Source organism: Pseudomonas sp. Irchel s3a12, assembly GCF_900187485.1.
Lineage (GTDB): Bacteria > Pseudomonadota > Gammaproteobacteria > Pseudomonadales > Pseudomonadaceae > Aquipseudomonas > Aquipseudomonas neuropathica.
The window spans coordinates 235,763-259,136 of the sequence record NZ_FYDN01000007.1 but is presented as its reverse complement, the minus strand read 5'-3'; the positions used below and the strand labels follow the sequence as shown (position 1 = coordinate 259,136).

The following is a 23,374-nucleotide window of genomic DNA, read 5'->3' as shown; positions in this document are numbered from 1 at the left end:
GGCCCTCCCTTTTTTTGTTGCCAGCCACCATGCACTGTCCCTTCTGCGGTGCCAACGACACCAAGGTCATCGACTCGCGTCTGGTCGCCGAGGGCGAACAGGTGCGCCGCCGGCGTGAATGCCTGGCCTGCGGCGAGCGTTTCACGACGTTCGAGACGGCCGAACTGGTGTTGCCGCGCCTGATCAAAACCGACGGCAGCCGCCAACCGTTCGACGAAGAAAAACTCCGCGCCGGGATGCAACGCGCCCTGGAGAAACGTCCGGTGAGCGTCGAGCGCCTCGAATCCTCCCTGGTTCACATCAAGCACAAGCTGCGCGCCACCGGCGAGCGCGAGGTCAAATCCCTCGTGGTCGGCGAACTGGTGATGGCTGAGTTGCAAAAGCTTGATGAAGTCGCCTACATCCGTTTCGCGTCGGTGTACAAACGCTTCCAGGACCTCAATGAATTCCGCGAAGAAATCGACCGCCTCGCCCGCGAACCGGTGAAAGAATGACCAGCGCCGGCGAGCAGGCCATCCTCGACGCTCACTTCATGGCGCGCGCGCTGGAACTGGCGCGCAAAGGTCACTACACCACGCACCCCAATCCTCGGGTCGGTTGCGTGGTGGTGCGTGACGGCCAGATCGTCGGCGAAGGCTGGCATGAACGTGCCGGCGAACCGCACGCCGAAGTCCATGCCCTGCGCGCCGCCGGTGAGCTGGCCCGGGGCGCGACTGCTTATGTAACTCTCGAACCGTGCAGCCACCATGGCCGCACGCCGCCGTGTGCCGATGCGCTGGTGAATGCTGGCGTAGGCCGCGTGGTCGCAGCGATGCGTGATCCGAATCCACAAGTGGCTGGGCGTGGTTTGCAGCGTCTGGCCGATGCCGGCATCGCCACTGAAAGCGGTGTGCTCGAAGCCGAAGCGCGCAAGCTCAACCAAGGTTTTCTGAAACGCATGGAACACGGCTTGCCGTTCGTGCGGGTCAAGTTGGCCATGAGCCTCGACGGTCGCACGGCGATGGAAAGCGGCGAGAGCCAATGGATCACCAGCCCGGCCGCGCGTTCAGCCGTCCAGCGTCTGCGTGCTCAGGCCGCCGTGGTCCTGACCGGCGCCGACACCGTGCTGGCCGATGGCGCGCGTTTGACCGTGCGCGCCGACGAGTTGGGTCTGGATGCCGAGCAAACCGCGCTGGCCATGAGCCGACCGCCGCTGCGCGTGCTGATCGACGGGCGCCTGCGGGTGCCGCTGGATGCACCGTTCTTCAAGGCTGGCCCGGCATTGGTCGCCACCTGTGTCGCGATCGAAGAGCAATACGCGCATGGCCCCGAGTGTCTGATCGTGCCGGGTGATGACGGTCAGGTCGATCTGCATCAATTGCTGATTGAACTGGCCAAGCGTGACGTCAACGAGGTGCTGGTCGAAGCCGGCCCGCGTCTGGCAGGAGCTTTTGCTCAACTCGGTCTGGTCGACGAATTCGTGATCTTCATCGCCGGCAAGTTCCTCGGCTCCACGGCGCGTCCGCTGCTGGACTGGCCGCTGGCTTATATGAAGGATGCGCCGGAGCTGAAAATCACTGAAATTCGCGCGGTGGGCGATGACTGGCGAGTCACTGCCATCCCTGTCCTTTCGGCGAGCGTATAATTCCCGGCCATCGCGTTAGCGCTGGCCCAGTTCTCAAGGAGAACCCCATGTTTACCGGCATCATCGAATCCATCGGCAGTATCCGCGCATTGACCCCAAAGGGCGGTGATGTGCGGGTCCACGTCGCCACCGGCAAGCTCGACCTGAGCGACGTCAAACTCGGCGACAGCATCGCGGTCAACGGCGTCTGCCTGACCGCCGTTGAGCTGCCGGGCGACGGCTTCGCCGCCGACGTCAGCCGTGAAACGCTGGACTGCACCGCCATGAACGACCTGAAAAGCGGCAGCCCGGTCAATCTGGAAAAAGCCCTGACCCCGACCACCCGTCTCGGCGGGCACCTGGTCAGCGGCCACGTCGACGGTGTCGGCGAAATCGTCTCGCGCAGCGACAATGCCCGCGCCGTGGAATTTCGCATTCGCGCGCCGAAGGAACTGGCCAAGTACATCGCCCATAAAGGCTCGATCACTGTCGACGGCACCAGCCTGACCGTGAACGCCGTCGATGGCGCCGAATTCATGCTGACGATCATTCCGCACACCCTGAGCGAAACCATCATGGCGTCGTACAAGCCAGGTCGCCGGGTGAATCTGGAAGTTGACTTGCTGGCGCGGTATCTGGAGCGTCTGCTCCTCGGCGACAAGGCCGCAGAGCCGAGCGCTGGTGGCATCACCGAAAGATTTCTGGCCGCCAACGGCTACCTCAAATCCTGACTGAAGGGGGTGCCTTGTGGCGCTCAATAGCATCGAAGAACTGGTTGAAGACATCCGCCAAGGCAAGATGGTCATCCTCATGGATGACGAAGACCGCGAGAACGAAGGCGACCTGATCATGGCTGCCGAATGCTGCCAGGCCGAGCACATCAACTTCATGGCCAAGCACGCCCGTGGTCTGATCTGCATGCCGATGAGCCGCGAGCGCTGCGAACTGTTGAAGCTGCCGCTGATGGCGCCGCGCAACGGTTCCGGTTTCGGCACCAAGTTCACCGTGTCGATCGAAGCCGCCGAAGGCGTAACCACTGGCATTTCCGCCGCCGACCGTGCGCGCACCGTGCAAGCGGCTGCCGCCAAAGACGCCAAGGCTGAAGACATCGTCAGCCCGGGTCATATTTTCCCGCTGATGGCCCAGGCTGGCGGCACCCTCGCTCGCGCCGGCCACACCGAAGCGGCTTGCGACCTCGCGCGCATGGCCGGTTTCGAGCCAAGTGGCGTGATCTGCGAAGTGATGAACGACGACGGCACCATGTCCCGTCGCGCTGAACTGGAAGCGTTCGCTGCTGAGCACAACATCAAGATCGGCACCATCGCCGACCTGATTCACTACCGGATGATCCATGAACGTACCGTTCAGCGGATTGCCGAGCAGCCACTGGACAGCGAACTGGGCCAATTCAACCTGGTGACCTATCGTGATTCGGTGGAAGGCGATGTGCACATGGCCCTTACGCTGGGCACTGTTTGCGCCGAAGAGCCGACCCTGGTTCGGGTGCACAACATGGATCCGCTGCGCGACCTGCTGATGGTCAAACAACCGGGCCGCTGGAGCCTGCGCGCCGCCATGGCTGCGGTCGCCGAGGCTGGCAGCGGTGTCGTGTTGTTGCTTGGTCACCCGCTCGATGGCGATGTGCTGCTGGCACATATCCGTGAAACGGGTGAGCAGGCAGCGCCGAAAAAACCGACCACTTACAGCATCGTCGGTGCCGGTTCGCAGATCCTGCGTGACCTCGGTGTGCGCAAAATGCGTTTGATGTCTGCGCCAATGAAATTTAATGCGATATCCGGTTTCGATCTGGAAGTTGTAGAATACGTGCCCTCCGAATAATGACCGGTTGTTTCCGATCTCCGATTCGCGGCAAATAAATCACTGAGGGACGCGTAGCAGACGCGTCCCGGCTCTTTAAGAGAACTGACGAATGACCCTGAAGACCATCGAAGGTACCTTCATCGCCCCTAAAGGCCGCTACGCTTTGGTAGTGGGCCGCTTCAACAGCTTCGTCGTTGAAAGCCTGGTCAGCGGTGCAGTTGATGCCCTGGTTCGCCACGGCGTGAGCGAAAGCGACATCACCATCATCCGCGCACCTGGCGCCTTCGAAATCCCGCTGGTTGCGCAGAAAGTCGCCCAGAAAGGTGAATTCGCAGCCATCATCGCCCTCGGCGCGGTCATTCGTGGCGGTACTCCGCACTTCGAATACGTGGCAGGCGAGTGCACCAAGGGTCTGGCCCAGGTGTCCATGGAGTTCGGCGTTCCGGTTGCCTTCGGCGTCCTGACCGTTGATTCCATCGAGCAAGCCATCGAACGTTCCGGCACCAAGGCCGGTAACAAAGGTGCCGAAGCTGCCCTGTCCGCTCTGGAAATGGTCAGCCTGCTGGCACAGTTGGAGGCCAAGTGATTAGCGACGAAAGCGATCGTTTCAACCCGCGCGAGCCGCGTCCAACCGACGCCGGCAAGCCTTCGAAAAGTGAAAAGCGCCGCGCTGCCCGTCAGTTGGCGACTCAAGCGTTGTACCAGCGCCACATGGCCAGTACTTCGCTGAACGAAATCGAAGCGCAGTTCCGCGTCGATAACGATTTCACCTTCGCCGATGCCAGCTACTTTCACGACATCCTGCACGGTGTTCCGGCCAGTCTGACCGAGATCGACACTGCGCTGGCGCCGTGCCTGGACCTGACCATCGAAGAGCTCGACCCGGTTGAACTGTGTGTACTGCGCCTGTCGACCTGGGAACTGCTCAAGCGCGTCGACGTGCCGTACCGCGTTGTGATCAACGAAGGGATCGAACTGGCGAAAGTCTACGGTTCGACCGACGGTCACAAGTTCGTCAACGGTGTGCTCGACAAGCTGGCTCCGCGCCTGCGTGAAGCTGAAGTGAAGGCGTTCAAGCGCTGAAACGCGCTTGATACTTCAATGGGCGAGTTTGAGCTGATCCGTAACTTCTTCGCCGCCGCGCCTTGTGCGCAGGGCGGCGAAGGCGTTGCGCTGGGGATCGGCGATGACTGCGCCTTGCTCGCTGTTCCCCTTGGGGAACAGTTGGCGATCTCTACCGATACGCTGGTGGCCGGTGTGCATTTCGCCGACCCCTGCGATCCGTTTCTGCTCGGTCAGCGCTCGCTGGCCGTTGCGGTCAGCGATCTGGCCGCCATGGGCGCCACACCCGTTGCCTTTACCCTTGCCCTGACTGTGCCGACGGTGACTGCTGATTGGCTGCAAGCCTATGCCGGCGGATTGAACCGCATGGCGCAGAGTTGCGGCGTCGCGCTGGTGGGCGGCGATACCACGCGCGGGCCGTTGAGCCTGACGGTGACGGTGTTCGGTCGCGTGCCTGCCGGTCAGGCGTTGACCCGCAGTGGCGCGCAACCGGGCGACTTGCTCTGTGTCGGTGGCGAACTTGGCAATGCGGCCGGCGCCTTGCCGCTGGTGCTCGGTCAGCGTGACGCCGAAGCGAACGTCGCCCAACCGCTGCTCGATCATTACTGGTCACCACAACCGCAACTCGCCCTCGGCCAGGCCCTGCGTGGCAAAGCCACCTCGGCGCTGGACATCTCCGATGGATTACTCGCCGACTGCGGCCATATCGCGCTGGCCTCAAAGGTCCGACTTGAGATTGAACGCGAGCGCGTACCGATGTCGGATGCATTAGTGGCGTTTCTCGGTCAGCGCGGCGCCGAGCGTGCTGCGCTGAGCGGTGGCGATGATTACGTGCTGGCGTTCACCTTGCCGTCTGTCGAGTTGCCGGCGCTGCTGGCCAATGGCTGGCCGATCCATGTGATCGGTCGAGTGTCCGAAGGTCAGGGCGTGGTCCTGCTGGATCGCGAAGGTCACGACATCACCCCGCAAATCCGGGGTTATCAACATTTTCAGGAGACACCGTGACAGATCACCCGAAACAGGTTCCGGCCGAATTCGTTCCGCCGTCGGTCTGGCGCAATCCCTGGCATTTCCTCGCGTTCGGCTTCGGTTCCGGCACCTTGCCCAAGGCGCCGGGAACGTGGGGCTCGCTGGTTGCGCTACCCTTTATCCCGTTATGGCAGATGTTGCCCGACTGGGGTTACTGGCTGATGCTCGGGATCACCATGCTGTTCGGCTTCTGGCTGTGCGGCAAAGTCGCTGACGATCTGCGGGTACACGACCACGAAGGCATCGTCTGGGACGAAATGGTCGGGATGTGGATCACCTTGTGGCTGGTGCCGGAAGGGTGGTACTGGTTGCTCGCGGGTTTCCTCGTATTCCGTTTCTTCGACATTCTCAAGCCATGGCCGATCCGCTGGATCGACCGGCACGTGCATGGCGGCGTCGGCATCATGCTCGACGACGTGTTGGCCGGCGTGTTCGCCTGGCTGGCCATGCAGGGACTGGTGTGGATTTTCGCCTGAGTCCAAGGGGTATCAGGGTCAAGTGAGGGGACTAGGGATGGCTCGACGTTGGTTGGCGCTAGTGGTTTTGGCTTTGCTGAGCACCGTGGCCGGTGCGCAGGAAGCAGCGCCGACGCCGACGGTCATCCATCTGGCCAGCGAAGACTGGGAAGACTACACCGCCGCTGATGGCCATGGCCTGGGCTGGGACGTGCTGCGCAAAGTGTTCGAACCGTCCGGGGTCAAGCTGGACATTCGCAGCGTGCCTTACACCCGCTCGGTCGGGCTGGTGCAGTTGAAGGAAGTCGATGCGCTGGTCGGCTCCTACCGCGACGAAGCCGAGCAGGTGTTGTACCCACACTGGAATTTCGATTCCGACCACATTTACGCATTGGGCCTGGCGAGTAATCCTGCACCTACCCAAGCGACGCTGGGCAGGTATCGCCTGGCCTGGGTGCGCGGTTATCGCTACGAAAACTTCTTGCCGAATATCAAGCGCTACAACCAGATTGAGCGGCGTACCGGGATCCTGTCGATGCTCAAGCAGGGGCGGGCGGATTACTACATCGATGCGTTGACCGAGATTGAGGCGGTGGTGAAAACCGCAGCCGATCCGGCGCAGTATCGCTATTCACACCTGGCCGAGCTGCCGCTGTTTCTCGGGTTTGCCGACACGCCACAGGCGCGAGCGCTGATGGCGCTGTATGACCAGCGTATGGAGCAGTTGGTGAAGAGCGGCGAGTTGAAGCCGATCTTCGAGAAGTGGCAGCAGCCGTATCCGTTCACTACCGGCGCGACGAATCCCCTGTAGGAGCTGCGGCACGCTGCGATCTTTTGATCTTGATCCTAAAAGCCGGATCAAAAGATCGCAGCCTCGTTTCACTCGACAGCTCCTACATGGATCCATGTCGACCGGGTTGTTATCAAACTTTTTGATCGTTATGCCCGATAATTCAGCCTAAGCGCCGGTAGGAACCTGCTGTTACAATGCCGGCCTGCGAATTTTCAGACTCTTTAGATCAGGAGCACACCGGTGCCTGTCGTCTTTGTCGCCGCTTCCAAGCTGCCAACGCCTTTTGCGCAATTCACCATGCACGGTTTTCTCGATGAAGCCACCGGCCGCGAGCACGTCGTGCTGAGCCTGGGTGAAATTGCCGACGGTGCCCCGGTACTCGGCCGGTTGCACTCCGAATGCCTGACCGGCGATGCCTTGTTCAGCCAGCGTTGCGACTGCGGTTCGCAACTGGAAGGCGCGCTTAAAGCCATCGCCCGTGAAGGCCGTGGTGTATTGCTGTACCTGCGTCAGGAAGGTCGTGGCATCGGTTTGTTGAACAAGATCCGTGCCTACGAACTGCAGGATGGCGGCGCCGACACCGTTGAAGCCAACGAGCGTCTGGGCTTTGCCGCTGACCAGCGTGACTACGCCATGTGCCTGCCGATGCTTGAGCATCTGGGCGTGAAATCCCTGCGCCTGATGACCAACAACCCGCGCAAGGTCAAAGCCTTGACCGATATGGGCATCACCGTCGCCGAGCGCGTGCCGTTGCACACCGGTCACAATCCGCACAACAAACTCTATCTGGCGACCAAGGCCAGCAAGCTCGACCACATGATGGGCAACGAGCATCAGGGCGAGGTCGATCGCGCGTGACGCGGGGTCAGGTGCGGCGCCGGTTATCGGTCGATTGGTGGAAATACCTCGCGCTGGCGCTGGTGCCGCTGTTCGTACTCAACGCGTTGTTCGGTCAGGGCAAAGGCATTCTGCCGGTGCTGGCGATGCCGTTCTTTATTGCCGGCGTGGCATCGATGTTTGTCAGCCTGAAGTTTTTTGGCCGTTATAAACATGCGCTGATCGCCACGCAAAAAGCTCTCGATACCCCCGATGAACCGGCCGCGTGGATTGCTCTCGCAGCCCGTCGTCGTGCGGCTTTTCTTGTGGCAGCCTTGCCGGCGTGGATTGGCGCACTGGCGGTGTTTGTCGGTCTTGAAGCCGTACCGTTGATGCTGCTGGCGTTGTCCACGGCAGTGCTGTTTTATCTCTACCGTATCCCGCGTCAACTCGGTTGATGCACCGCCTCTGGCTGGCGGTTCTGCTACTGGCCGTCAGTGGTTCTGCGCTGGCGCAACTGCGTGTGGTCAGCCTCGCGCCGTCCCTTTCTGAAATTGTCGTTGAGCTGGGTTCGGCAGATCTGTTGGTCGGTGTGCTGGATGCCGGTGAGCGGCCGGCTGAAATTGCCAGCGTCCCCTCTGTCGGCCGCTATGGCCAACTCGACATGGAACAGCTACTGAGCCTCAAACCTGATTTGTTGTTGCTGTGGCCCGGCAGTGTCGGCCCGGCGCAGCGTGATCAACTGAAGCGCCTGGGCATCCCGACCTTCGTCGCCGAACCGCATTCTTTAGAACAACTCACCACCCAGATTGAAGCCATTGCCGCGCAATTGGGGCGACCGGAGCGTGGAGTGAAACGGGCGGCGGCGTTGCGCCAACAACTCGCGGAGCTGCGCCAGCGCTATCGCCGGGAAGTGCCGTTGCGGGTGTTTTATCAGGTCTGGGACAAGCCGCTGTACACCGTCGGTGGCGGGCAAATCATCAGTGATGCGCTGGAGGTGTGCGGGGCGCGGAATGTGTTCAGCGATCTGAGTTTGCCGGCGCCGCAGGTGAGTATTGAGGCAGTGTTGCAGCGTGATCCTGAGGTGATTCTGGCGAGTGATCAGGCGCAACTGAATGCGTGGAAAACCTGGCCACAGGTGGCGGCGGTGAAGCAGGAAAAATTACTGTTGGTCACCGACAAAGGCCTCGAACGCCCAAGCGGCCAAATGATCAGCGCCACCGCCAAACTCTGCCAATTGATCGCGCCTGACCGCTGAAATCGCGGTGACCTCTTCGCGAGCAGGCTCGCTCCCACAGGAGGATTGCATTCCAAATGTGGGAGCGAGCCTGCTCGCGAAGGGGTCAGTCAAATCACCGAAAATTCAAATCAAAGCTGGGGAGTCCAAGTCACCCCAAACATCCACATCCGACCTTCCTCGCGATAACCATACTGGCTGCCGTCATAGCTGTAGTTCGCCCGGCTGTAACCTTTGTCGAAAACATTATCGACCTTCAGATCCAGCTTGATCTCGCGGTTCAACGCCCAACTGCTGCGCAAGCCGAACAACGCATAACCACCCAGTGGGTTTTCATTTGTCAGGTCGTCATAACTGCTGCTGACCGCCTGCCAACTGGCGCCGAAGCTGACTTGATCAAATTGCCGATCCAGATCCCAACTCAACGTGCGTCGCGCGCGCCGGGCCAGGGTGTGCCCAGTATTGCGATCACGCGGATCGATGATCGAAAGGCCAAGATTGCTCTGCCAGTCGAACAGTTCCTGCTTCAGCGCTGCTTCAAAACCGTTGATCCGCGCCGAAGCGACGTTTTCCGGGCGTGAGTTACTGCCGAAAATGATCGCGTCTTCCAGATCCGTACGATAGATCGACGCCTCCAGACGGCTGCTGTCAGTCAACTGACTGCGCCACTGCAACTCATAGCTTTTCGAGGTTTCCGGTTTCAAATCCGGGTTGCTGAAGTCGGGGTAGTACAGATCGTTGAAAGTCGGCGCACGAAAGCCTTCGCTGTAGCTCAGCAACAGATCATTGTCCGGATTCAGCGGCAGAGTGAACGTGCCACTCCAGGTGTTCTGGCTGCCGAATTGCTGGTTGTCGTCGTGACGCAGACCCAGTTCCGTGGAGAAGCTGTCGGCCTGATAGCGATGCTGGATGAATGCGGCGCGGTTCCAGCGGCTGTCTTCGTCGAATGCGGTGCTGCTGTTGACCCGGTCTTCGTACCAGTCGCCGCCGAGGATCAGGCTGTTGCGTGCGTCCAGTGTCAGGTCGTTCTGCCAGTTCACCGAGTCGCGGTAGGTGTTGAACACGGTGCGTTCGTCGCTGAGCTTGTCGAGGGTCTTCTCGCGATTCTCGGTATGGCCGACCTCGACGCGGGTTTTCCAGATCTCGTTGACCTGGGCATCGACGTAACTGCTGACGCTACTGACGTTGAAATCGCTGTACGGCTGCTGTTGGACCGATTCGAAGGTGTTCATGTCGAAGCGGCCGAACGGGTTGTCAAACTCGCTCTTGCCCCGGTTATCCAGCAGATTGGCGCCGACTTCGATGTCATCGGTCAGCGCATGACTCAGGCTCAGGCTGACGGATTTATTGCGGTAGGCGTCGTGATCGCCATCGCTTGGATACGACTCATGGGTACGATCAATCCCGGCAGTCTCATCGAGACTGGCGCCGAGATTGAAGCGGGTTTTCGCGTCGCCACCGGACAAGCCGAGGCTGCGTTCCCACGTTTGGTTGCTGCCGAAACCGACGTGCATCCGTGGCTGCAAACCTTGCTCAGTGCCGCGCCGGGTGAAGATCTGAATCACCCCGCCAATCGCATCGCTGCCGTAAATCACCGAACGCGAACCGCGCAGCACTTCCACCCGTTCGATTTGCTCGATGTTCAGATGCTGCAGGTTGCTGTCGCCGGAAGTGGAGCTGCCGATACGCTGGCCGTCAACCAACACCAGACTCTGCGCCGACTGCGTGCCGCGAATGTAGATCCCCGGCAGGCTGCCGCGCCCGCCGGCCTGCGCCACTTGCACACCAGGGACGCGCCTTAGCAGGTCCGGCACGTCACTCGGCTGCAGGCGGTCGATGTCTTCACGGGTGAACACGGTGTTGGCGGCGCTGCTGTCGTTGCGGGCTTCGACCTGGCGGTTGGCTGAGATCAGCATGTCCGGCAGCTTCAGGGCTTGGTCACGTTCGAAGGTATCGGCGAGGGCGTTGGCGGTCGGCAGCAGGAGGAAGGGCAGGGCGAGGCGCGAAAGTTTCATCGACAGTCCACTGGTGTTTCAGGTGTACACAAATCAAATGTGGGAGCGAGCCTGCTCGCGAATGCGGTGTATCAGTCAGCAATGTATTGACTGACAGTCCGCTTTCGCGAGCAGGCTCGCTCCCACAAGGGTAATGCGTTTATTTGTCGAGTAAGGCCAGACGCTCACGAATCGACGCTTCGATCCCCGCCTCATCCAGCCCGCACTCAGCCAGCATCTGCGCCGGTTTTGCGTGCTCGACGTAAACGTCAGGCAAACCCAGATGCAGCATCGACTTGAGGATGTTCTCCCGCGCGAGGAATTCACTGACCGCGCCACCGGCGCCGCCCATGATCGCGTTCTCCTCGATGGTCACCAGCAACTCATGACTGCCGGCAATCTCGCGCACCAACTCTTCATCCAGCGGTTTGACGAAACGCATGTCGACCACGGTGGCATCGAGTTTTTCAGCCACCTTCAGCGCCTCGGCCAGTTGCACACCGAACACCAGCAAAGCGACTTTGCTGCCCTGACGACGGACGATGCCTTTGCCGATTTCAATCGGCTCGAGGTCTTTGTCGATCGTCGCGTTCGGGCCGGTACCGCGTGGATAGCGCACAGCCGCCGGGCCGTTGTACAGGTGGCCGGTGGTGAGCATTTTGCGCAGTTCGTTTTCATCACTCGGGGTCATGATGACCATGCCCGGGATGCAACGCAGGTAGGACAGATCGAAGCTGCCAGCGTGGGTCGGGCCGTCTTCGCCCACCAGGCCAGCACGGTCGATGGCGAACAGCACGTCGAGGTTCTGCACCGCTACGTCATGCACCAGTTGGTCGTAACCGCGCTGGAGGAATGTCGAGTAGATCGCCACCACCGGTTTCGCGCCTTCGCAGGCCATGCCGGCAGCGAACGTCACCGCGTGCTGCTCGGCAATCGCCACGTCGAAGTAGCGCAGCGGGAAGCGTTCGCTGAACGCCACCAGATCCGAGCCTTCCTTCATCGCCGGGGTAATCCCGACCAGACGTGGATCCGCCGCCGCCATGTCGCACAGCCACTCGCCGAACACGGCCGAATACTTCGGTCCGCCAGTCTTTGTCGGCGCTGCGGCCGGGGCGTCCAGTGGTTCGAGTTTGGTGATCGCGTGGTAACCGATCGGGTCGACTTCCGCCGGGGCGAAGCCTTTGCCTTTCTTGGTGACGATGTGCAGGAACTGCGGGCCCTTCAGATCGCGCATGTTGCGCAGGGTGGCGATCAGGGTTGGCAAATCGTGGCCGTCGATCGGGCCGATGTAGTTCCAGCCCAGCTCTTCAAACAGCGTGCCGGGAACCAACATGCCTTTGGCGTATTCTTCGGTGCGGCGGGCGATTTCCCAGGCGCCGGGCAGGCGCGACAGGACTTTCTTGCTGCCCTCACGCATGCTCGCGTAGGTGCGGCTGGAAAGGATCTTCGCCAGATAATTCGACAGGCCACCGACATTGCGCGAGATCGACATGTCGTTGTCGTTGAGGATCACCAACATGTTGGCGTTGACTTCCGGCGCGTGGTTCAGCGCTTCGAAAGCCATGCCAGCGGTCAACGCGCCGTCGCCGATCACCGCAATCGCCTTGCGATCACTGTTTTGCAGGCGGGCGGCGATGGCCATGCCCAATGCTGCGCTGATCGAAGTGCTGGAGTGGCCGACGCCAAAGGTGTCGTACTCGCTCTCGGCGCGACGCGGGAACGCGGCGATGCCGTCCTTCTGGCGCAGCGATTCCATGCGCGTGCGGCGACCGGTGAGGATCTTGTGCGGATACGCCTGATGACCCACGTCCCACACCAGCCGGTCGTCCGGGGTGTCGAAGACGTAATGCAACGCGATGGTCAGCTCGATGACGCCCAGGCCGGCACCGAAATGCCCACCGGTCTGGCCGACCGTGTAGAGCAATTCCAGGCGCAACTCATCAGCCAGGGTTTCCAGCTCGGCTTCGCCTAACCGGCGCAGGCCGTCCGGCGTGTTCGCGCGGTCGAGCAGGGGCGTGGTCGGGCGCTTGCGGGGAATCTCATGAAACGTCGTGGGCATCAGGCGAATCGTTATAGGTATAAAAGATGCGGCAGTTTACCTGATGCATCGCCCCCTGCCCACGCGTTGGTCTTTTTTGGCTGATTCGCCGTCAGTTGCGGCGCTCGACGATATACCGGGCCAGCTCGCGCAAGGGTTCGGCGGCCGCGTCAAACGGTCGCAGGGCGTGCAGAGCCTGATCACGCAGTTCCAGCGCGTAAGCCTTGGCGGCGTCGAGGCCGAGCAGCGCCGGGTAGGTCGGCTTGTCGCGGGCGATGTCGGCGCCTTGGCGTTTGCCGAGGGTTTCGGTATCGCTTTCGACGTCGAGGATGTCGTCCTGCACCTGAAAGGCCAGACCGATGGCCTGTGCATAAGTCTGCAGGGCCTTGAGCTCATCCTTCTCGGCGCGGCCGCTGGCCAGGGCGCCGAGTTTGACGCTTACTTCGATCAGCGCGCCGGTCTTGTGCCGGTGCATCTGTTCGAGGGCTTTCTGGTCGAGTTTCAAGCCGACCGAACCAAGGTCGATGGCTTGACCGCCGACCATGCCTGCCGGGCCCGCAGCCTGGGCGAGGGCGGTGACCATTTGCAGGCGAATGTCGCTGCTGCAGTCGCTCAGGCGCGGGTCGAGCAGAGCGCTGAAGGCCAGGCTCTGCAAACCGTCACCGGCGAGGATCGCGCAGGCTTCATCGAATTTCTTGTGAGTGGTCGGCTGGCCGCGACGCAAGTCGTCGTCGTCCATCGCCGGCAAATCGTCGTGAACCAGCGAATAAGCGTGGATCAGCTCAACCGCGCAGGCTGCACCGTTGGCCTGTGCAGCGTTGCCACCGAGCGCTTCGCACGCGGCGTAGGCCAGCAGCGGACGCACGCGTTTGCCGCCGTTCATCACGCTGTAGCGCATGGCGTCATAAAGCCGCGCCAATTCCGGCAACGGCGCGTTGAACAGGGTTTCCAGAGCCGCGTTAACCCGGGTCTGGCTGGTCGCCGTGTACGCCGCAATCATTCTGGCTGTTCCGCGTCGAAGGGTTCCTCGGCGAGTTCGCCATCGCGCTCCAGCAGCACCTGCACCTTTTGCTCGGCTTGCGCCAGCGCTGCCTGGCAATCACGGGTCAGACCGATGCCCTGCTCGAAAGCGGTCAACGAGTCTTCCAGCGACAATTCACCGTTCTCCAGACGCTCGACCAATGTTTGCAGGTCGGCGAGGGACTGTTCGAAATCCAGTGCAGCTTTTTTGCGGGCCATGGCGGCGATTTCCGGTTGACGTTAAACCGGCGCGACACTAGCAGATAGGGGGGTTATGGGCAAATGAGCGGGCCGGCTCTCAAGGACAGAAATGGCTCTGTGCTGGGTGAGATTAATGTGTAGCTCTGTCGGGATAGTTGATCTGATAGCGGGTGCTACGACCCCCTCCCGGCAAGCGTTGAAGGCAACCTTTCTCCAGCAACTCCGCAAGGTGTCGGGTTGCTGTGGCCTTCGACACTTTCGCCACCGCTTGATATTGCCCGGCACTGATGCCGTGCTCAAAGCTCCGCTCGCCGCCGTCGAGCAGACGATTGAGCACTTTGACCTGCTCCGCCGAAAGTTCGGACTCGCGGTGTGCCTGCCAGAAACGCGTCTTGCCCAGCACGCTTTCAATGCGGGTGATGGCTTGTTGCAGACTGCGTAGCAAGGTTTGCAGGAACCATGTGAGCCATTCAGTGATGTCCAGTGTGGCTTTTTGACTCGATTCCAGAATCCGATAGTAGCCGGACCGATCATCCAGAATGCTCGCCGACATGGCGTAGAAACGGATGGCTTGCGCTTCGCCCTGTGCCAGCGCCAGATCAGTGATGGTGCGTGTCAGACGGCCGTTGCCATCGTCGAACGGATGCAAGGTGACGAACCAGAAATGGGCGATGCCCGCACGAAGCATCGGGTCCAGTGCTGTCTGATGCTGGCTGGCCTCGAACCATTGGAGAAATTGGTCGAGCTGCTGCTCAAGACCTTGGCGAGGTGGCGCCTCGAAATGAACTGTTGGACGATCAATGCGACCCGAAACCACCTGCATTGGCTCGTCAACGCGTAGCGCACCCACATGCATTGAGCGCGCAGTAAGGTCAGCCTCTTGATCGGGAAACAGCCATTGGTGCCATTCCAGCAAGCGCTCCAGTATCAACGGTTCGGCAAATCGACGGGTGGCATCAAGCATGAGTTGCGCCAGACCTTCACTGCGTTGGCTGACTTTATCGCCGTCGATCAACTCCAGGCCCAAACGTCGCGCCAAGGATGACCGCACGGAGCCGACATTCAGTTGCTCACCTTCGATGGCCGAAGACGTCACGATATTCTGCAAAAGGGCGTCCAGTTCGGTCTGAGCCCCCAAAGAGTCACCTACCGAACCGGCCATACCCATCAACTGACCTTGGGCCTGTACACACTCGCGCAACAACGGTGCCAGGCGTTCCGCCTGCCAGTTGAAGTCGGGCCAATCGGGCTGCTGCCAGATCCAGTAAGTTGCCATTCGTTGCCTGCCTTGAGTCCGTGAGCCGAATAGAAATGCTATTCGGCTCATTTTGTGAGCCGAATATGAGGCCTATTCGGCTCACCGTCCACCGGATTGGCTTGATTCCTACAGCAACAGCACATGTATCTGATTGTTAAAAAACCGCCGAATCGCTAATCTTCGCGCCTTCTACGACCCCATAGTCACGGGTCTTTCAGACGAAACGCAGTTTTCACCGCTGTGAAGTACCGAGGATCGGGTGCAAGGTTTCGTTCAGGCATGGCAGGAGGCATTACATGCGTTCATTTTTTTGGCTGCTGATCGGCCTGGCCTGCGCGCCCGCGCTGCTGGCGGCACCTACGGCCGAGTTGTCGGAGCCGGTCGGTGGCTGGCGTTACCACGGCCTGCTCGATCGCACGGAAAACCCGCAAGTCGCCTACCCGACGCCGCCGATCGATCGCGGCATCCAGCGCAATCGCACGATGATCCAGGGCCAGCTCAAAGCCATCGGCCACATGCGTCCGCCGCACAGTCTCGCGGTGAATGGCAATCCACTGAATCTGTACACCGACGACCAAGGCCGCTTTGCCCGGCCGTACGCGTTCGGCGCCGGCTCCAACAGCGTCGAGGTGATCAGTGCCGAGGGCCAGTCGCTCAAGCGCGTGCAATTTTATGAAGCAAATAACCTGCGCACGCCGGCGAGAATTCGTCTTGTCTTGGGCTGGGACGATCCGAAAGCCGAGCTCGATCTGCACATTGTCACGCCTGACGGTCAGCATGCGTTCTGGGCGCAGCCGGCGCTGAGCAATGGCGGCGGTCTCGACCCGGATGGCGTCGATGGTCCCGGCCCGGAAATGTTCACCATGACCGCGCCGCTGCATGGCACTTATCTGGTTTACGTCAACTATTGGGGCAACTTCGGCAACGGCGGCTATAACTTCGAGGAGACCAGCAACCAGAACGAGGTGATCACCTCGCAAATCACGCTGGTGCTCAACGAAAACACCGTCGATGAAAAACGCGAGACCTTCATCGTGCCCCTGCGGGCAATCGGTGATCTGCTGCTGGTAAAGACTTTCAACTATTAATAAGCATCCCGCTGCACGGATGAAATCGGGCTTTGAAAAGATGAGCGAAAACACTGTTACTTCGGCTGCCGACACGCCAGCGGCCAAACCTTCGCGGCGCTGGCCCTTGCTGCTGGCCGGGCTGTGCCTGGTGGCCGGCGTGGCGGGCGGTTTTGGCTGGCTGCTGCTCAAGCCCAAGGCGCCGCCGGCGGAATTGGCCAGTGACAAGCTCGGCCTCAGTCGTCCTGACGCGTTGCTGGAGACCCGCTCGCTGAGCCAGTTGCCCAAGGACTTGCTGACGGTGCCGTTCCTCAAGGCCACGCTGACCGAAGATTTCGTCTTCTATTACGAGACCCATGCTGATCGCCTCGGCTTGATCGGCAGTCTGCGCCGGATCATCTACGAGCATGATCTGAAGTTGCAGGACAGCCTGATCGAACAGCTTTTCGATCAACCGGCTGATGTCGCGCTGTGGCGTGGCGCGGATGGTCGCTTGAAGGATTTTCTGCTGGTGATGGATCGTGGTGGTCTGGCGAAACTGCTGGAGCCGCTGGCGAAAGTCGCGCTGGATGACACTCAGCTCAGTCAGATGGGCGAACTCAAGGTCGGCGGCGATAGCGTGCCGCTGTACCAACTGACCTATAACGCCAGCAAAGCGCTGCTGTTCGCTTCCCACGGCGACAAACTGGTAGTGCTGTCGAACCCGGCCAAGTATTACGACCCGGAAAGCGGCGTCTCCGAAGAATCGGGCCATGTCTCGCCACAAGCGCTGGCGGCGCTGCTCAATGGCGAAAAACTGTTCCCCGAAGCGTTCGGTCTGCCGGCGAAAGCCCCGGAAACCAAACAACGCTTGTCGGTCAACTCCAGCGTTCTGGCCATGGGCTATCAACGTTTCATCCCGAACTTCGCCGGGCTGCGCTTCGACATGGACGACAAGGGCTGGCACAGCTACCTCGCCATGGACGAGCTGGACAATCAGCCCGACTTCGATTTCAAACCGGTCTGGCAAGCAATGCCGCTGGGCGCCAGTGCCTGCGTAACCTTGCCGGTCGCGGCCGAACCGCAAAAACCATTGCTGGTAAAACTCGGCGCCGAAGAAGCGGTAGCGCAGACCCTCACCGAACATGTGGCCGGCGCGGCAGGCCTGTGCTGGTACGCCGACTCGCGGTTGTACACGCCATTGCTGGTGGCCAGTCTGAAAGACGAGGACAGCAGCAAGCTCGACGGTGATCTTGGCAAACTGTTCGGTTCGATGGTCGGTGCATTCGAAGCCAACGTCGAAGAAAACGTGTTCCCGGTAGTCGAGAAGCAAGAAGGCCAAAACCACGTCTGGCAGCGTCAGGTCAGCTCCAACTTTGGCCCTTATGCGGCGAAGACGGCGCAGAACCCGGACGCGATTTCCGGCAAGGCCTTCATGAAAGTCAGCCTCGCCCGTCACGGTTCGACGTTGCTGTTTTCCCTCGACGACAAACTGGTCGACAAGGCCCTCGGCACTCTCGACAAACGCTTCCCGCCGATGGCCGACGTTTTGCCCAAAGACGTGCTGATGCCGATCTACTTCGGCCCGGATTCGATGGCGCAACTGATGCAGCAGGAAACCCTCGACAGCCTGCCGCAGGACATGGAGCCGGTGTTCTACAACGCCGCGCAAACCTATCTGATTCCGAAACTGCGCACCCTCGGCGGCTACGGCAAATACGCGCTGACGCTGCCGGAAGGCAGCGAGCCTGACGGCCACTGGCAATGGTTGCCGCTGGAATGGAAAGCGCTGTGACGACACTGATCCGCAGCCTCGGCCTGCTCGCGCTGTTGCTCAGTGCGGGCGCCCGAGCCGTCGAAGCACCCGCACTCGATCCGGCGCAATCCCAGGTGTTTCGCGCCTGGTTCGTGCGCATCGCCCAAGAGCAACTGAGCCAAGGCCCAAGTCCGCGCTGGTATCAGCAGGACTGTGCCGGGCTGGTACGTTTCGCTGCCAACGAAGCGCTGAAAGTCCATGACGAAAAATGGCTGCGCAGCAATGGCCTGTCCAATCGCTACCTGCCGCCGGAGCTCTCGCTGAGCGACGATCAGCGCAAGCTCGCCCAGCAATGGCAGCAGGGCGGCGGCAAGGTCGGGCCGTACGTCAACGCGATCAAACTGATTCAGTTCAACAGCCATTTGGTCAGCCGTGACGTGTCGCAGGCGCGGCCCGGTGACCTGATGTTTTTCGATCAGGGCGACGACCAGCACCTGATGATCTGGATGGGCCGCTACATCGCCTATCACACCGGCACCACCACCCCGACTGACAACGGCATGCGTTCGGCAAGCCTGCAGCAACTCATGACATGGAAGGACACCCGATGGATACCCGACGCAGCCAACCCCAACTTCATCGGCGTCTATCGACTGAACTTTCTCTCCCAATGACCGGTGCCCGCATGTTGCGACTCTGCTCCCGAATTCCTTTGCTGCTGGCGCTGTTGCTGCCAGTGGCTACCGTCAGCGCCGAAGATTCGGTCGAGCCGAGCGGCTACACACCGGTCTCGGGCGAAAGCTTTTTCCTGCTGGCTGATAGCAGCTTTGCTGCTGATGAACAGGCAATGGTCCGTCTCGAAGCGCCGGGCCGTGACTATCGTCGTTTCCGCATGGAACCGTACGGCGGCGCCGACATTCGTGTGTACCGCATCGACAAGCCGCTGGATTTCCTCAAGCGCCAGAAGAACCTGCATCGCGTGGTCAGCGACGGCCAGTTCAAGGGTGAAGGCCTGTCCAACACCCTCGCGTACCTGTGGGACAACTGGTACCGCAAATCCCGTCGGGTGATGCAGCGCGCGTTCTCCTATGAGTCGCGCAAACAAGTCACCGAGGAAGTGCCGGAACTGAAGATGGGCAACGCCATGGTCGCGCCTACTCCGTATGACGCGCAGCCGCAATTCGCGTTGATTCCGGGTCTACCGGTGGTCAGCCAGTTCCGTTATCCGTTGTGGCAGGCCAAGCCGATTCAGCCGCCGGCCGGGGTCAATCTGGCCGGGTCTTCGAGCGATTTCGTCAGCGTCGCGCCGGGTAACGTTTATATCCCGTTGGGCAATCTGAAGCCGGGTCTGTATCTGGTCGAAGCGTTGATCGGCAAGTACCGCGCAACCACCATGGTGTTCGTCTCCAACACCGTCGCGGTGAGCAAGATTGCCGGCGATGAATTGCTGGTCTGGGCCGCGCGCAAACACGAAGGCAGTTCGGTACCGAAGGTCAATGTGCTGTGGACCGACGGCCTCGGCGTGATGAGCAGCGGTGCCACCGATACTGACGGTTTGCTGCGCCTGAAACATGTCAGCCCGGAGCGTTCGTTCGTCATCGGCGAGGACGAAGAGGGCGGGGTGTTCGTCTCCCAAAACTTCTATTACGACAGCGAAATCTACGACACCAAACTCTACGCGTTCACCGACCGGCCGCTGTATCGCCCGGGTGATTGGGTGTCGCTGAAGATCGTCGGTCGCGAGTTCAAGAATGCGCGGGACTCAGTGTTGCCAGGGGCTGCGGATGTCACGGTCAGCGTGCTTGACGCCACAGGCACTGAGTTGCAACACCTCGACCTGAAACTCGATTCGAAGGCCGGCACTCAGGGCCGCTTCCAGTTGCCGGACAACGCCGTGGCCGGGGGTTACGAGATCCGTTTCAACTATAAGGATCAGGCTTACAGCAGCGCCTTCCGTGTCGCCGAGTACATCAAGCCGCACTTCGAAATTTCGTTGAACCTGGCCAAGCAGGATTACCGCACTGGCGAACCGGTGAAGGGCAGCCTGGTGCTGCTGTACCCGGACGGCAAACCGGTGGCCAACGCTAAGTTGACCCTGAGCCTGCGCGCCCAGCAACTGTCGATGGTCGACAACGAGCTGCAATACCTCGGGCAATTCCCGGTGGAGCTGACCAGCACCGAACTGACCACCGACAGCAAGGGCAGCGCGACCCTCGACCTGCCGGCCGCCGACAAGCCGAGCCGCTACATGCTCACCGTGTTCGCCAGCGATGGCGCGGCGTATCGGGTCAAGACCACCAAGGAAATTCTAATCGACCGTGGCGCTGCGAGCTTCCGCCTGAGCGCGCCGCAACGCTTCAGTGCGGTCGGTGACAAGGTTGCGTTCAGCTACGCCAACGAGGGCGGCACCGAGCAAAGCAAAGCGGTGACGCCGAGCACCTATGGCTGGGTACGTCTGGAAGACCAGAGCACCGGTGAAGGCAAACTCGCAGCGACTGACAAGGGCTTCAGCATGGCCTTCGAACGCCCGGGTACCTACAACCTGACCTTGAAAGATCAACACGGTCGCGTGCTCGGTGCTACCGGGCATTCGGTCACTGGCGATGGCGTCAAAGCCGTGCCGGGCACCGTGGAAATCGTCCTCGACAAGCCTGAGTACAAGGCGGGCGATGAAGCGCTGGCGCTGATCACTTTCCCGGAGCCGGTCAGCGATGCATTGCTCTCGCTGGAACGCGACAAAGTCGAAGCCACCGCGCTGCTCGCCAAGGGCGGTGACTGGTTGAAACTGGAAAAACTCAGCGACACCCAATACCGCGCGCGCATCCCGGTGAAGGACAATTTTGCACCGAACCTGACCTTCTCCGTGCTCTACACCAAGGGTGGTCAGTACAGCTTCCAGAACGCCGGGATCAAAGTGGTCGCGCCGCAAATCGACGTGGCGATCAGCACCGACAAAGCGGTGTACCTGCCGGGCGACACGGTCACGGTTGACCTGGCCACCCAGTTCGCCGGCAAAGCAGTACCGGCGCATCTGACCGTTAGCGTCGTCGACGAAATGGTCTATGCGCTGCAACCGGAAGTCGCGCCGACCATTGACCAGTTCTTCTATCACCCGCGCCGTAACAACGTGCGCACCAGCGCCAGCCTGTCGTTCATCAGTTACGACGTCGCGTTGCCGGGCAGCCCCGGTGCACCGGGCAAAGCCAACCGCAGCGAGCGTGGTGTAAAAGTGCTGGAGCGGCCGCGTCGTGAGGACGTCGATACCGCTGCGTGGCAGCCGGAGTTGTTGTCCGGTGCCGACGGCAAAACCCGTTTCACCTTCAAGATGCCGGACTCGCTGACCCGCTGGCGCATCACTGCCCGCGCCATTGCCGATGACGGTCAGGTCGGGCAGAAGAAGCAGTTCGTGCGCTCGGAAAAACCGCTGTACCTGAAGTGGAGCGGGCCGAGCAAATTCCGTAAGGGCGATCAGCCGCAACTCGGCGTGTTCGCCTTCAGCCAAGCCGAGAAACCGGTCAAGGCTGAACTGGTCACTCACTATGCGGGCGCCGAACAGCGTCTGCCGGTGACCCTGAACAACGGCATCAATTATCTGCCGCTGCCGGCGTTCACATTGGCTTCCGGCGAATGGACGGCGGAGTTGGTGCAGGACGGCAAGACCGCCGACTCCCTCGCCGTGCGCCTGAGTGCGACCGGTGACGGCTGGCAAGTCACTCAGACTCAAAGCCTCGACGTGGCCAGCGGTGACACACCGTTGAGTCTGCCGGCCGACGCCACCGATATTCGCCTGCGTCTGGATGACAGCCCTCAAGCGTTGTTCCGCTCGGCACTCGATGATCTGCTCAGCTATCCGTATGGCGGCGTCGAGCAGACTGCCAGCCGGTTGCTGCCGTTGAGCATTGCCTATCCATCGCTGGCATCGAATCCACAGATTCGTGATCGCTTGCGCCTGATCATGCAGAACAGCCGTCTGCGTCTGGTGCAAATGGCCGGGCCGTCGGCGAGCTTCACCTGGTGGGGCTACGACGGTGAACCGGATGCGTTCCTCACGGCTTACGCTTACTACGCCGACTGGAACGCTAGCCAGGTGCTGGAATTGACCTTGCCGCCGGAGCATTGGCAGCGAGTGCTGGAGGTCTACGCCAAGCAAGCGCCGAACACGCCATTGCTGCAACGGGCGCTGATTCTGTCGTTTGCCAAGCAGATGCATTTGCCGGTGAACACCTTGCTCAGCGGCTTGATGGAGGATCTGGCCAAGGCCGGTGAAGGCAGCGCCGAAACCCTGATGGACGACGGCGAAGACAGTCTGGTGATGAGCGACCCGGATTCGGCCCTCGGTCTGGCGGCGGCGCGGGTATTGACCGCATCGTTGGCCACGCAGTCGAAGGTTACCTTGCCGGAAGCGTTCAATCGTCAGGTAGGGGCTGCGCAACAGCGTCTGGCGGTCAGTTCGCAGCCGTTCGCCGAGGCGCTGAACCTGTCGCTGCAAGCGTTCGATCAGGCGCGTGCTACGGCGTTGTTGCAACGTTTGCTGCCGCAGCAATCGACCCTCGAACGTGCGCTGGCGCTGACTTGGCTGCAACGCAGCATCGCCCAGGCGTCGCCGACCATTGCACTAACGCCGGGTGAAGGCTGGAAGAAGAACTACGGAGCCAGCGGCGAGATGTACTGGACGTGGCTGGGCGCGACGCCAGTGCCGAGCGTGTTGTCGGTGTCCGGTACGCAGGAGCGTCCGCTGCGCGCGGCGTTGAGTTTCCAGACCCAGCAACCTGCGGTCGATCCGATGGCCGTGACCATCACCCGTCGCCTGTCGCGACTGGTACCGGGCGACGAAGCGTTCACTTTCAAACTGGAGCCAATCGGCACCAAGCCGTTGTCCAGTGACAGTCTGTATCTGGACGAAGTGATCCTCACCAGCAAAGCGCCGAAACCGCTGCGTTACGGCATGCTCGAAGTGCCGCTGCCACCGGGCGCCGATGTTGAGCGCACGACGTGGGGCATCAAGTTGCAGGGCAAGGACGGCACCGAACCAACGGCGCTGGAGAAGGCGCGCTTCGAACCGGGGCAACTGGCCTACGCGGTGCCGGTGGATGCGCTGAGCGGCGAATTGCGCCTGCGTCATCTGGTGCGTTTCTCGCAGAAGGGCCAGTTCAACCTGCCGCCGGTGCGTTTCAAACAAGTCTACGCGCCGCAGCATCAGGCCCAGGAAGCAAAAGCCGCTCTCGGTCAGGTCACGGTCAACTGA

General features: G+C 61.1%; 21 protein-coding genes. 16 read left to right on the top strand and 5 right to left on the bottom strand.

The features are described from left to right. Positions 1 to 29: 29 nt before the first annotated feature. The 12 genes from nrdR (at position 30) to CKW14_RS14210 (ending at position 8,837) form a co-directional block, all read left to right on the top strand. A complete protein-coding gene (gene nrdR, locus CKW14_RS14265) occupies positions 30 to 494 on the top strand; it encodes a transcriptional regulator NrdR (protein ID WP_007910946.1) in 465 nt (154 codons plus the stop codon). After that, positions 491 to 1,624, top strand: coding sequence for a bifunctional diaminohydroxyphosphoribosylaminopyrimidine deaminase/5-amino-6-(5-phosphoribosylamino)uracil reductase RibD (ribD, locus tag CKW14_RS14260; protein ID WP_095125514.1), 1,134 nt, complete (start codon positions 491 to 493; stop codon positions 1,622 to 1,624). The genes nrdR and ribD overlap by 4 nt, the downstream gene beginning before the upstream one ends. A gap of 47 nt (positions 1,625 to 1,671) precedes the next feature. Continuing rightward, positions 1,672 to 2,334: a riboflavin synthase gene (locus CKW14_RS14255; RefSeq protein ID WP_095125513.1), complete on the top strand. Its 663-nt coding sequence runs from the start codon at positions 1,672 to 1,674 to the stop codon at positions 2,332 to 2,334. Between the two features lie 16 nt (positions 2,335 to 2,350). After that, on the top strand, positions 2,351 to 3,442 hold the full coding sequence (gene ribBA / locus CKW14_RS14250) for a bifunctional 3,4-dihydroxy-2-butanone-4-phosphate synthase/GTP cyclohydrolase II (RefSeq protein WP_039761895.1): 1,092 nt from the start codon (positions 2,351 to 2,353) through the stop codon (positions 3,440 to 3,442). A gap of 91 nt (positions 3,443 to 3,533) precedes the next feature. After that, a complete protein-coding gene (gene ribE / locus CKW14_RS14245) occupies positions 3,534 to 4,010 on the top strand; it encodes a 6,7-dimethyl-8-ribityllumazine synthase (protein ID WP_003228649.1) in 477 nt (158 codons plus the stop codon). After that, entirely contained in the window at positions 4,007 to 4,507 is a 501-nt protein-coding gene (gene nusB, locus CKW14_RS14240) for a transcription antitermination factor NusB (protein WP_034153728.1), read from the top strand. The genes ribE and nusB overlap by 4 nt, the downstream gene beginning before the upstream one ends. 18 nt (positions 4,508 to 4,525) lie before the next feature. Next, positions 4,526 to 5,491, top strand: coding sequence for a thiamine-phosphate kinase (gene thiL / locus CKW14_RS14235; protein ID WP_095048813.1), 966 nt, complete (start codon positions 4,526 to 4,528; stop codon positions 5,489 to 5,491). Further along, the gene (locus CKW14_RS14230; RefSeq protein ID WP_007910933.1) at positions 5,488 to 5,991 is read left to right on the top strand and encodes a phosphatidylglycerophosphatase A; all 504 of its coding nucleotides are present in this window, start codon (positions 5,488 to 5,490) and stop codon (positions 5,989 to 5,991) included. Before thiL ends, CKW14_RS14230 begins: the two co-directional genes overlap by 4 nt. A gap of 37 nt (positions 5,992 to 6,028) precedes the next feature. Then, the gene (locus CKW14_RS14225; protein ID WP_095125512.1) at positions 6,029 to 6,781 is read left to right on the top strand and encodes an ABC transporter substrate-binding protein; all 753 of its coding nucleotides are present in this window, start codon (positions 6,029 to 6,031) and stop codon (positions 6,779 to 6,781) included. 222 nt (positions 6,782 to 7,003) lie between these two features. After that, entirely contained in the window at positions 7,004 to 7,621 is a 618-nt protein-coding gene (gene ribA / locus CKW14_RS14220; protein ID WP_016984117.1) for a GTP cyclohydrolase II, read from the top strand. Continuing rightward, entirely contained in the window at positions 7,618 to 8,037 is a 420-nt protein-coding gene (locus CKW14_RS14215; protein ID WP_095048811.1) for an MFS transporter, read from the top strand. Before ribA ends, CKW14_RS14215 begins: the two co-directional genes overlap by 4 nt. Then, the gene (locus CKW14_RS14210) at positions 8,037 to 8,837 is read left to right on the top strand and encodes a cobalamin-binding protein (RefSeq protein WP_095125511.1); all 801 of its coding nucleotides are present in this window, start codon (positions 8,037 to 8,039) and stop codon (positions 8,835 to 8,837) included. Before CKW14_RS14215 ends, CKW14_RS14210 begins: the two co-directional genes overlap by 1 nt. A 110-nt stretch (positions 8,838 to 8,947) precedes the next feature. Here CKW14_RS14210 and CKW14_RS14205 read toward each other — a convergent pair whose 3' ends face one another. The 5 genes from CKW14_RS14205 to CKW14_RS14185 form a co-directional block, all read right to left on the bottom strand. Further along, entirely contained in the window at positions 8,948 to 10,831 is a 1,884-nt protein-coding gene (locus CKW14_RS14205; RefSeq protein ID WP_095125510.1) for a TonB-dependent receptor domain-containing protein, read from the bottom strand. 139 nt (positions 10,832 to 10,970) lie between these two features. Next, positions 10,971 to 12,869, bottom strand: a complete 1,899-nt coding sequence (gene dxs, locus CKW14_RS14200; protein WP_095048808.1) for a 1-deoxy-D-xylulose-5-phosphate synthase — start codon at positions 12,867 to 12,869, stop codon at positions 10,971 to 10,973. A gap of 91 nt (positions 12,870 to 12,960) precedes the next feature. Next, complete coding sequence (ispA, locus tag CKW14_RS14195; RefSeq protein WP_095125509.1) at positions 12,961 to 13,848, bottom strand: (2E,6E)-farnesyl diphosphate synthase; 888 nt, start codon at positions 13,846 to 13,848, stop codon at positions 12,961 to 12,963. After that, positions 13,845 to 14,087 (bottom strand): exodeoxyribonuclease VII small subunit, encoded by a 243-nt coding sequence (locus CKW14_RS14190; protein WP_003228627.1) that lies wholly within the window; start codon positions 14,085 to 14,087, stop codon positions 13,845 to 13,847. Before CKW14_RS14190 ends, ispA begins: the two co-directional genes overlap by 4 nt. Positions 14,088 to 14,199: 112 nt before the next feature. Beyond that, positions 14,200 to 15,345: a Fic family protein gene (locus tag CKW14_RS14185; RefSeq protein WP_095125508.1), complete on the bottom strand. Its 1,146-nt coding sequence runs from the start codon at positions 15,343 to 15,345 to the stop codon at positions 14,200 to 14,202. Positions 15,346 to 15,623: 278 nt separating this feature from the next. On the opposite strand from CKW14_RS14185, the gene CKW14_RS14180 reads away from it, so the two are divergent. From CKW14_RS14180 to CKW14_RS14165, 4 genes are read left to right on the top strand one after another with little or no spacing between them, the layout of a single operon-like run. Next, positions 15,624 to 16,415 (top strand): YfaP family protein, encoded by a 792-nt coding sequence (locus tag CKW14_RS14180; RefSeq protein WP_095125507.1) that lies wholly within the window; start codon positions 15,624 to 15,626, stop codon positions 16,413 to 16,415. Between the two features lie 40 nt (positions 16,416 to 16,455). Further along, complete coding sequence (locus tag CKW14_RS14175) at positions 16,456 to 18,168, top strand: DUF2138 domain-containing protein (RefSeq protein ID WP_095048846.1); 1,713 nt, start codon at positions 16,456 to 16,458, stop codon at positions 18,166 to 18,168. Next, positions 18,153 to 18,803 (top strand): DUF1175 domain-containing protein, encoded by a 651-nt coding sequence (locus CKW14_RS14170; protein WP_095048804.1) that lies wholly within the window; start codon positions 18,153 to 18,155, stop codon positions 18,801 to 18,803. Before CKW14_RS14175 ends, CKW14_RS14170 begins: the two co-directional genes overlap by 16 nt. Beyond that, positions 18,800 to 23,374 carry an alpha-2-macroglobulin gene (locus CKW14_RS14165; RefSeq protein ID WP_095125506.1) on the top strand — a complete coding sequence of 1,525 codons (4,575 nt, stop codon included), beginning with the start codon at positions 18,800 to 18,802 and terminating at the stop codon, positions 23,372 to 23,374. Before CKW14_RS14170 ends, CKW14_RS14165 begins: the two co-directional genes overlap by 4 nt.

Bases quoted from the DNA above. Each gene is read 5' to 3' on its own strand.
- CKW14_RS14180 (WP_095125507.1), top strand. From the start codon at position 15,624: ATGCGTTCATTTTTTTGGCTGCTGATCGGCCTGGCCTGCGCGCCCGCG.
- CKW14_RS14190 (WP_003228627.1), bottom strand. From the start codon at position 14,087: ATGGCCCGCAAAAAAGCTGCACTGGATTTCGAACAGTCCCTCGCCGAC.
- ribE (WP_003228649.1), top strand. From the start codon at position 3,534: ATGACCCTGAAGACCATCGAAGGTACCTTCATCGCCCCTAAAGGCCGC.
- thiL (WP_095048813.1), top strand. From the start codon at position 4,526: ATGGGCGAGTTTGAGCTGATCCGTAACTTCTTCGCCGCCGCGCCTTGT.
- dxs (WP_095048808.1), bottom strand. From the start codon at position 12,869: ATGCCCACGACGTTTCATGAGATTCCCCGCAAGCGCCCGACCACGCCC.
- nrdR (WP_007910946.1), top strand. From the start codon at position 30: ATGCACTGTCCCTTCTGCGGTGCCAACGACACCAAGGTCATCGACTCG.
- CKW14_RS14225 (WP_095125512.1), top strand. From the start codon at position 6,029: ATGGCTCGACGTTGGTTGGCGCTAGTGGTTTTGGCTTTGCTGAGCACC.
- ispA (WP_095125509.1), bottom strand. From the start codon at position 13,848: ATGATTGCGGCGTACACGGCGACCAGCCAGACCCGGGTTAACGCGGCT.
- CKW14_RS14210 (WP_095125511.1), top strand. From the start codon at position 8,037: ATGCACCGCCTCTGGCTGGCGGTTCTGCTACTGGCCGTCAGTGGTTCT.
- CKW14_RS14255 (WP_095125513.1), top strand. From the start codon at position 1,672: ATGTTTACCGGCATCATCGAATCCATCGGCAGTATCCGCGCATTGACC.
- CKW14_RS14165 (WP_095125506.1), top strand. From the start codon at position 18,800: ATGACCGGTGCCCGCATGTTGCGACTCTGCTCCCGAATTCCTTTGCTG.
- CKW14_RS14175 (WP_095048846.1), top strand. From the start codon at position 16,456: ATGAGCGAAAACACTGTTACTTCGGCTGCCGACACGCCAGCGGCCAAA.
- ribD (WP_095125514.1), top strand. From the start codon at position 491: ATGACCAGCGCCGGCGAGCAGGCCATCCTCGACGCTCACTTCATGGCG.
- CKW14_RS14170 (WP_095048804.1), top strand. From the start codon at position 18,153: ATGGAAAGCGCTGTGACGACACTGATCCGCAGCCTCGGCCTGCTCGCG.
- CKW14_RS14185 (WP_095125508.1), bottom strand. From the start codon at position 15,345: ATGGCAACTTACTGGATCTGGCAGCAGCCCGATTGGCCCGACTTCAAC.
- CKW14_RS14205 (WP_095125510.1), bottom strand. From the start codon at position 10,831: ATGAAACTTTCGCGCCTCGCCCTGCCCTTCCTCCTGCTGCCGACCGCC.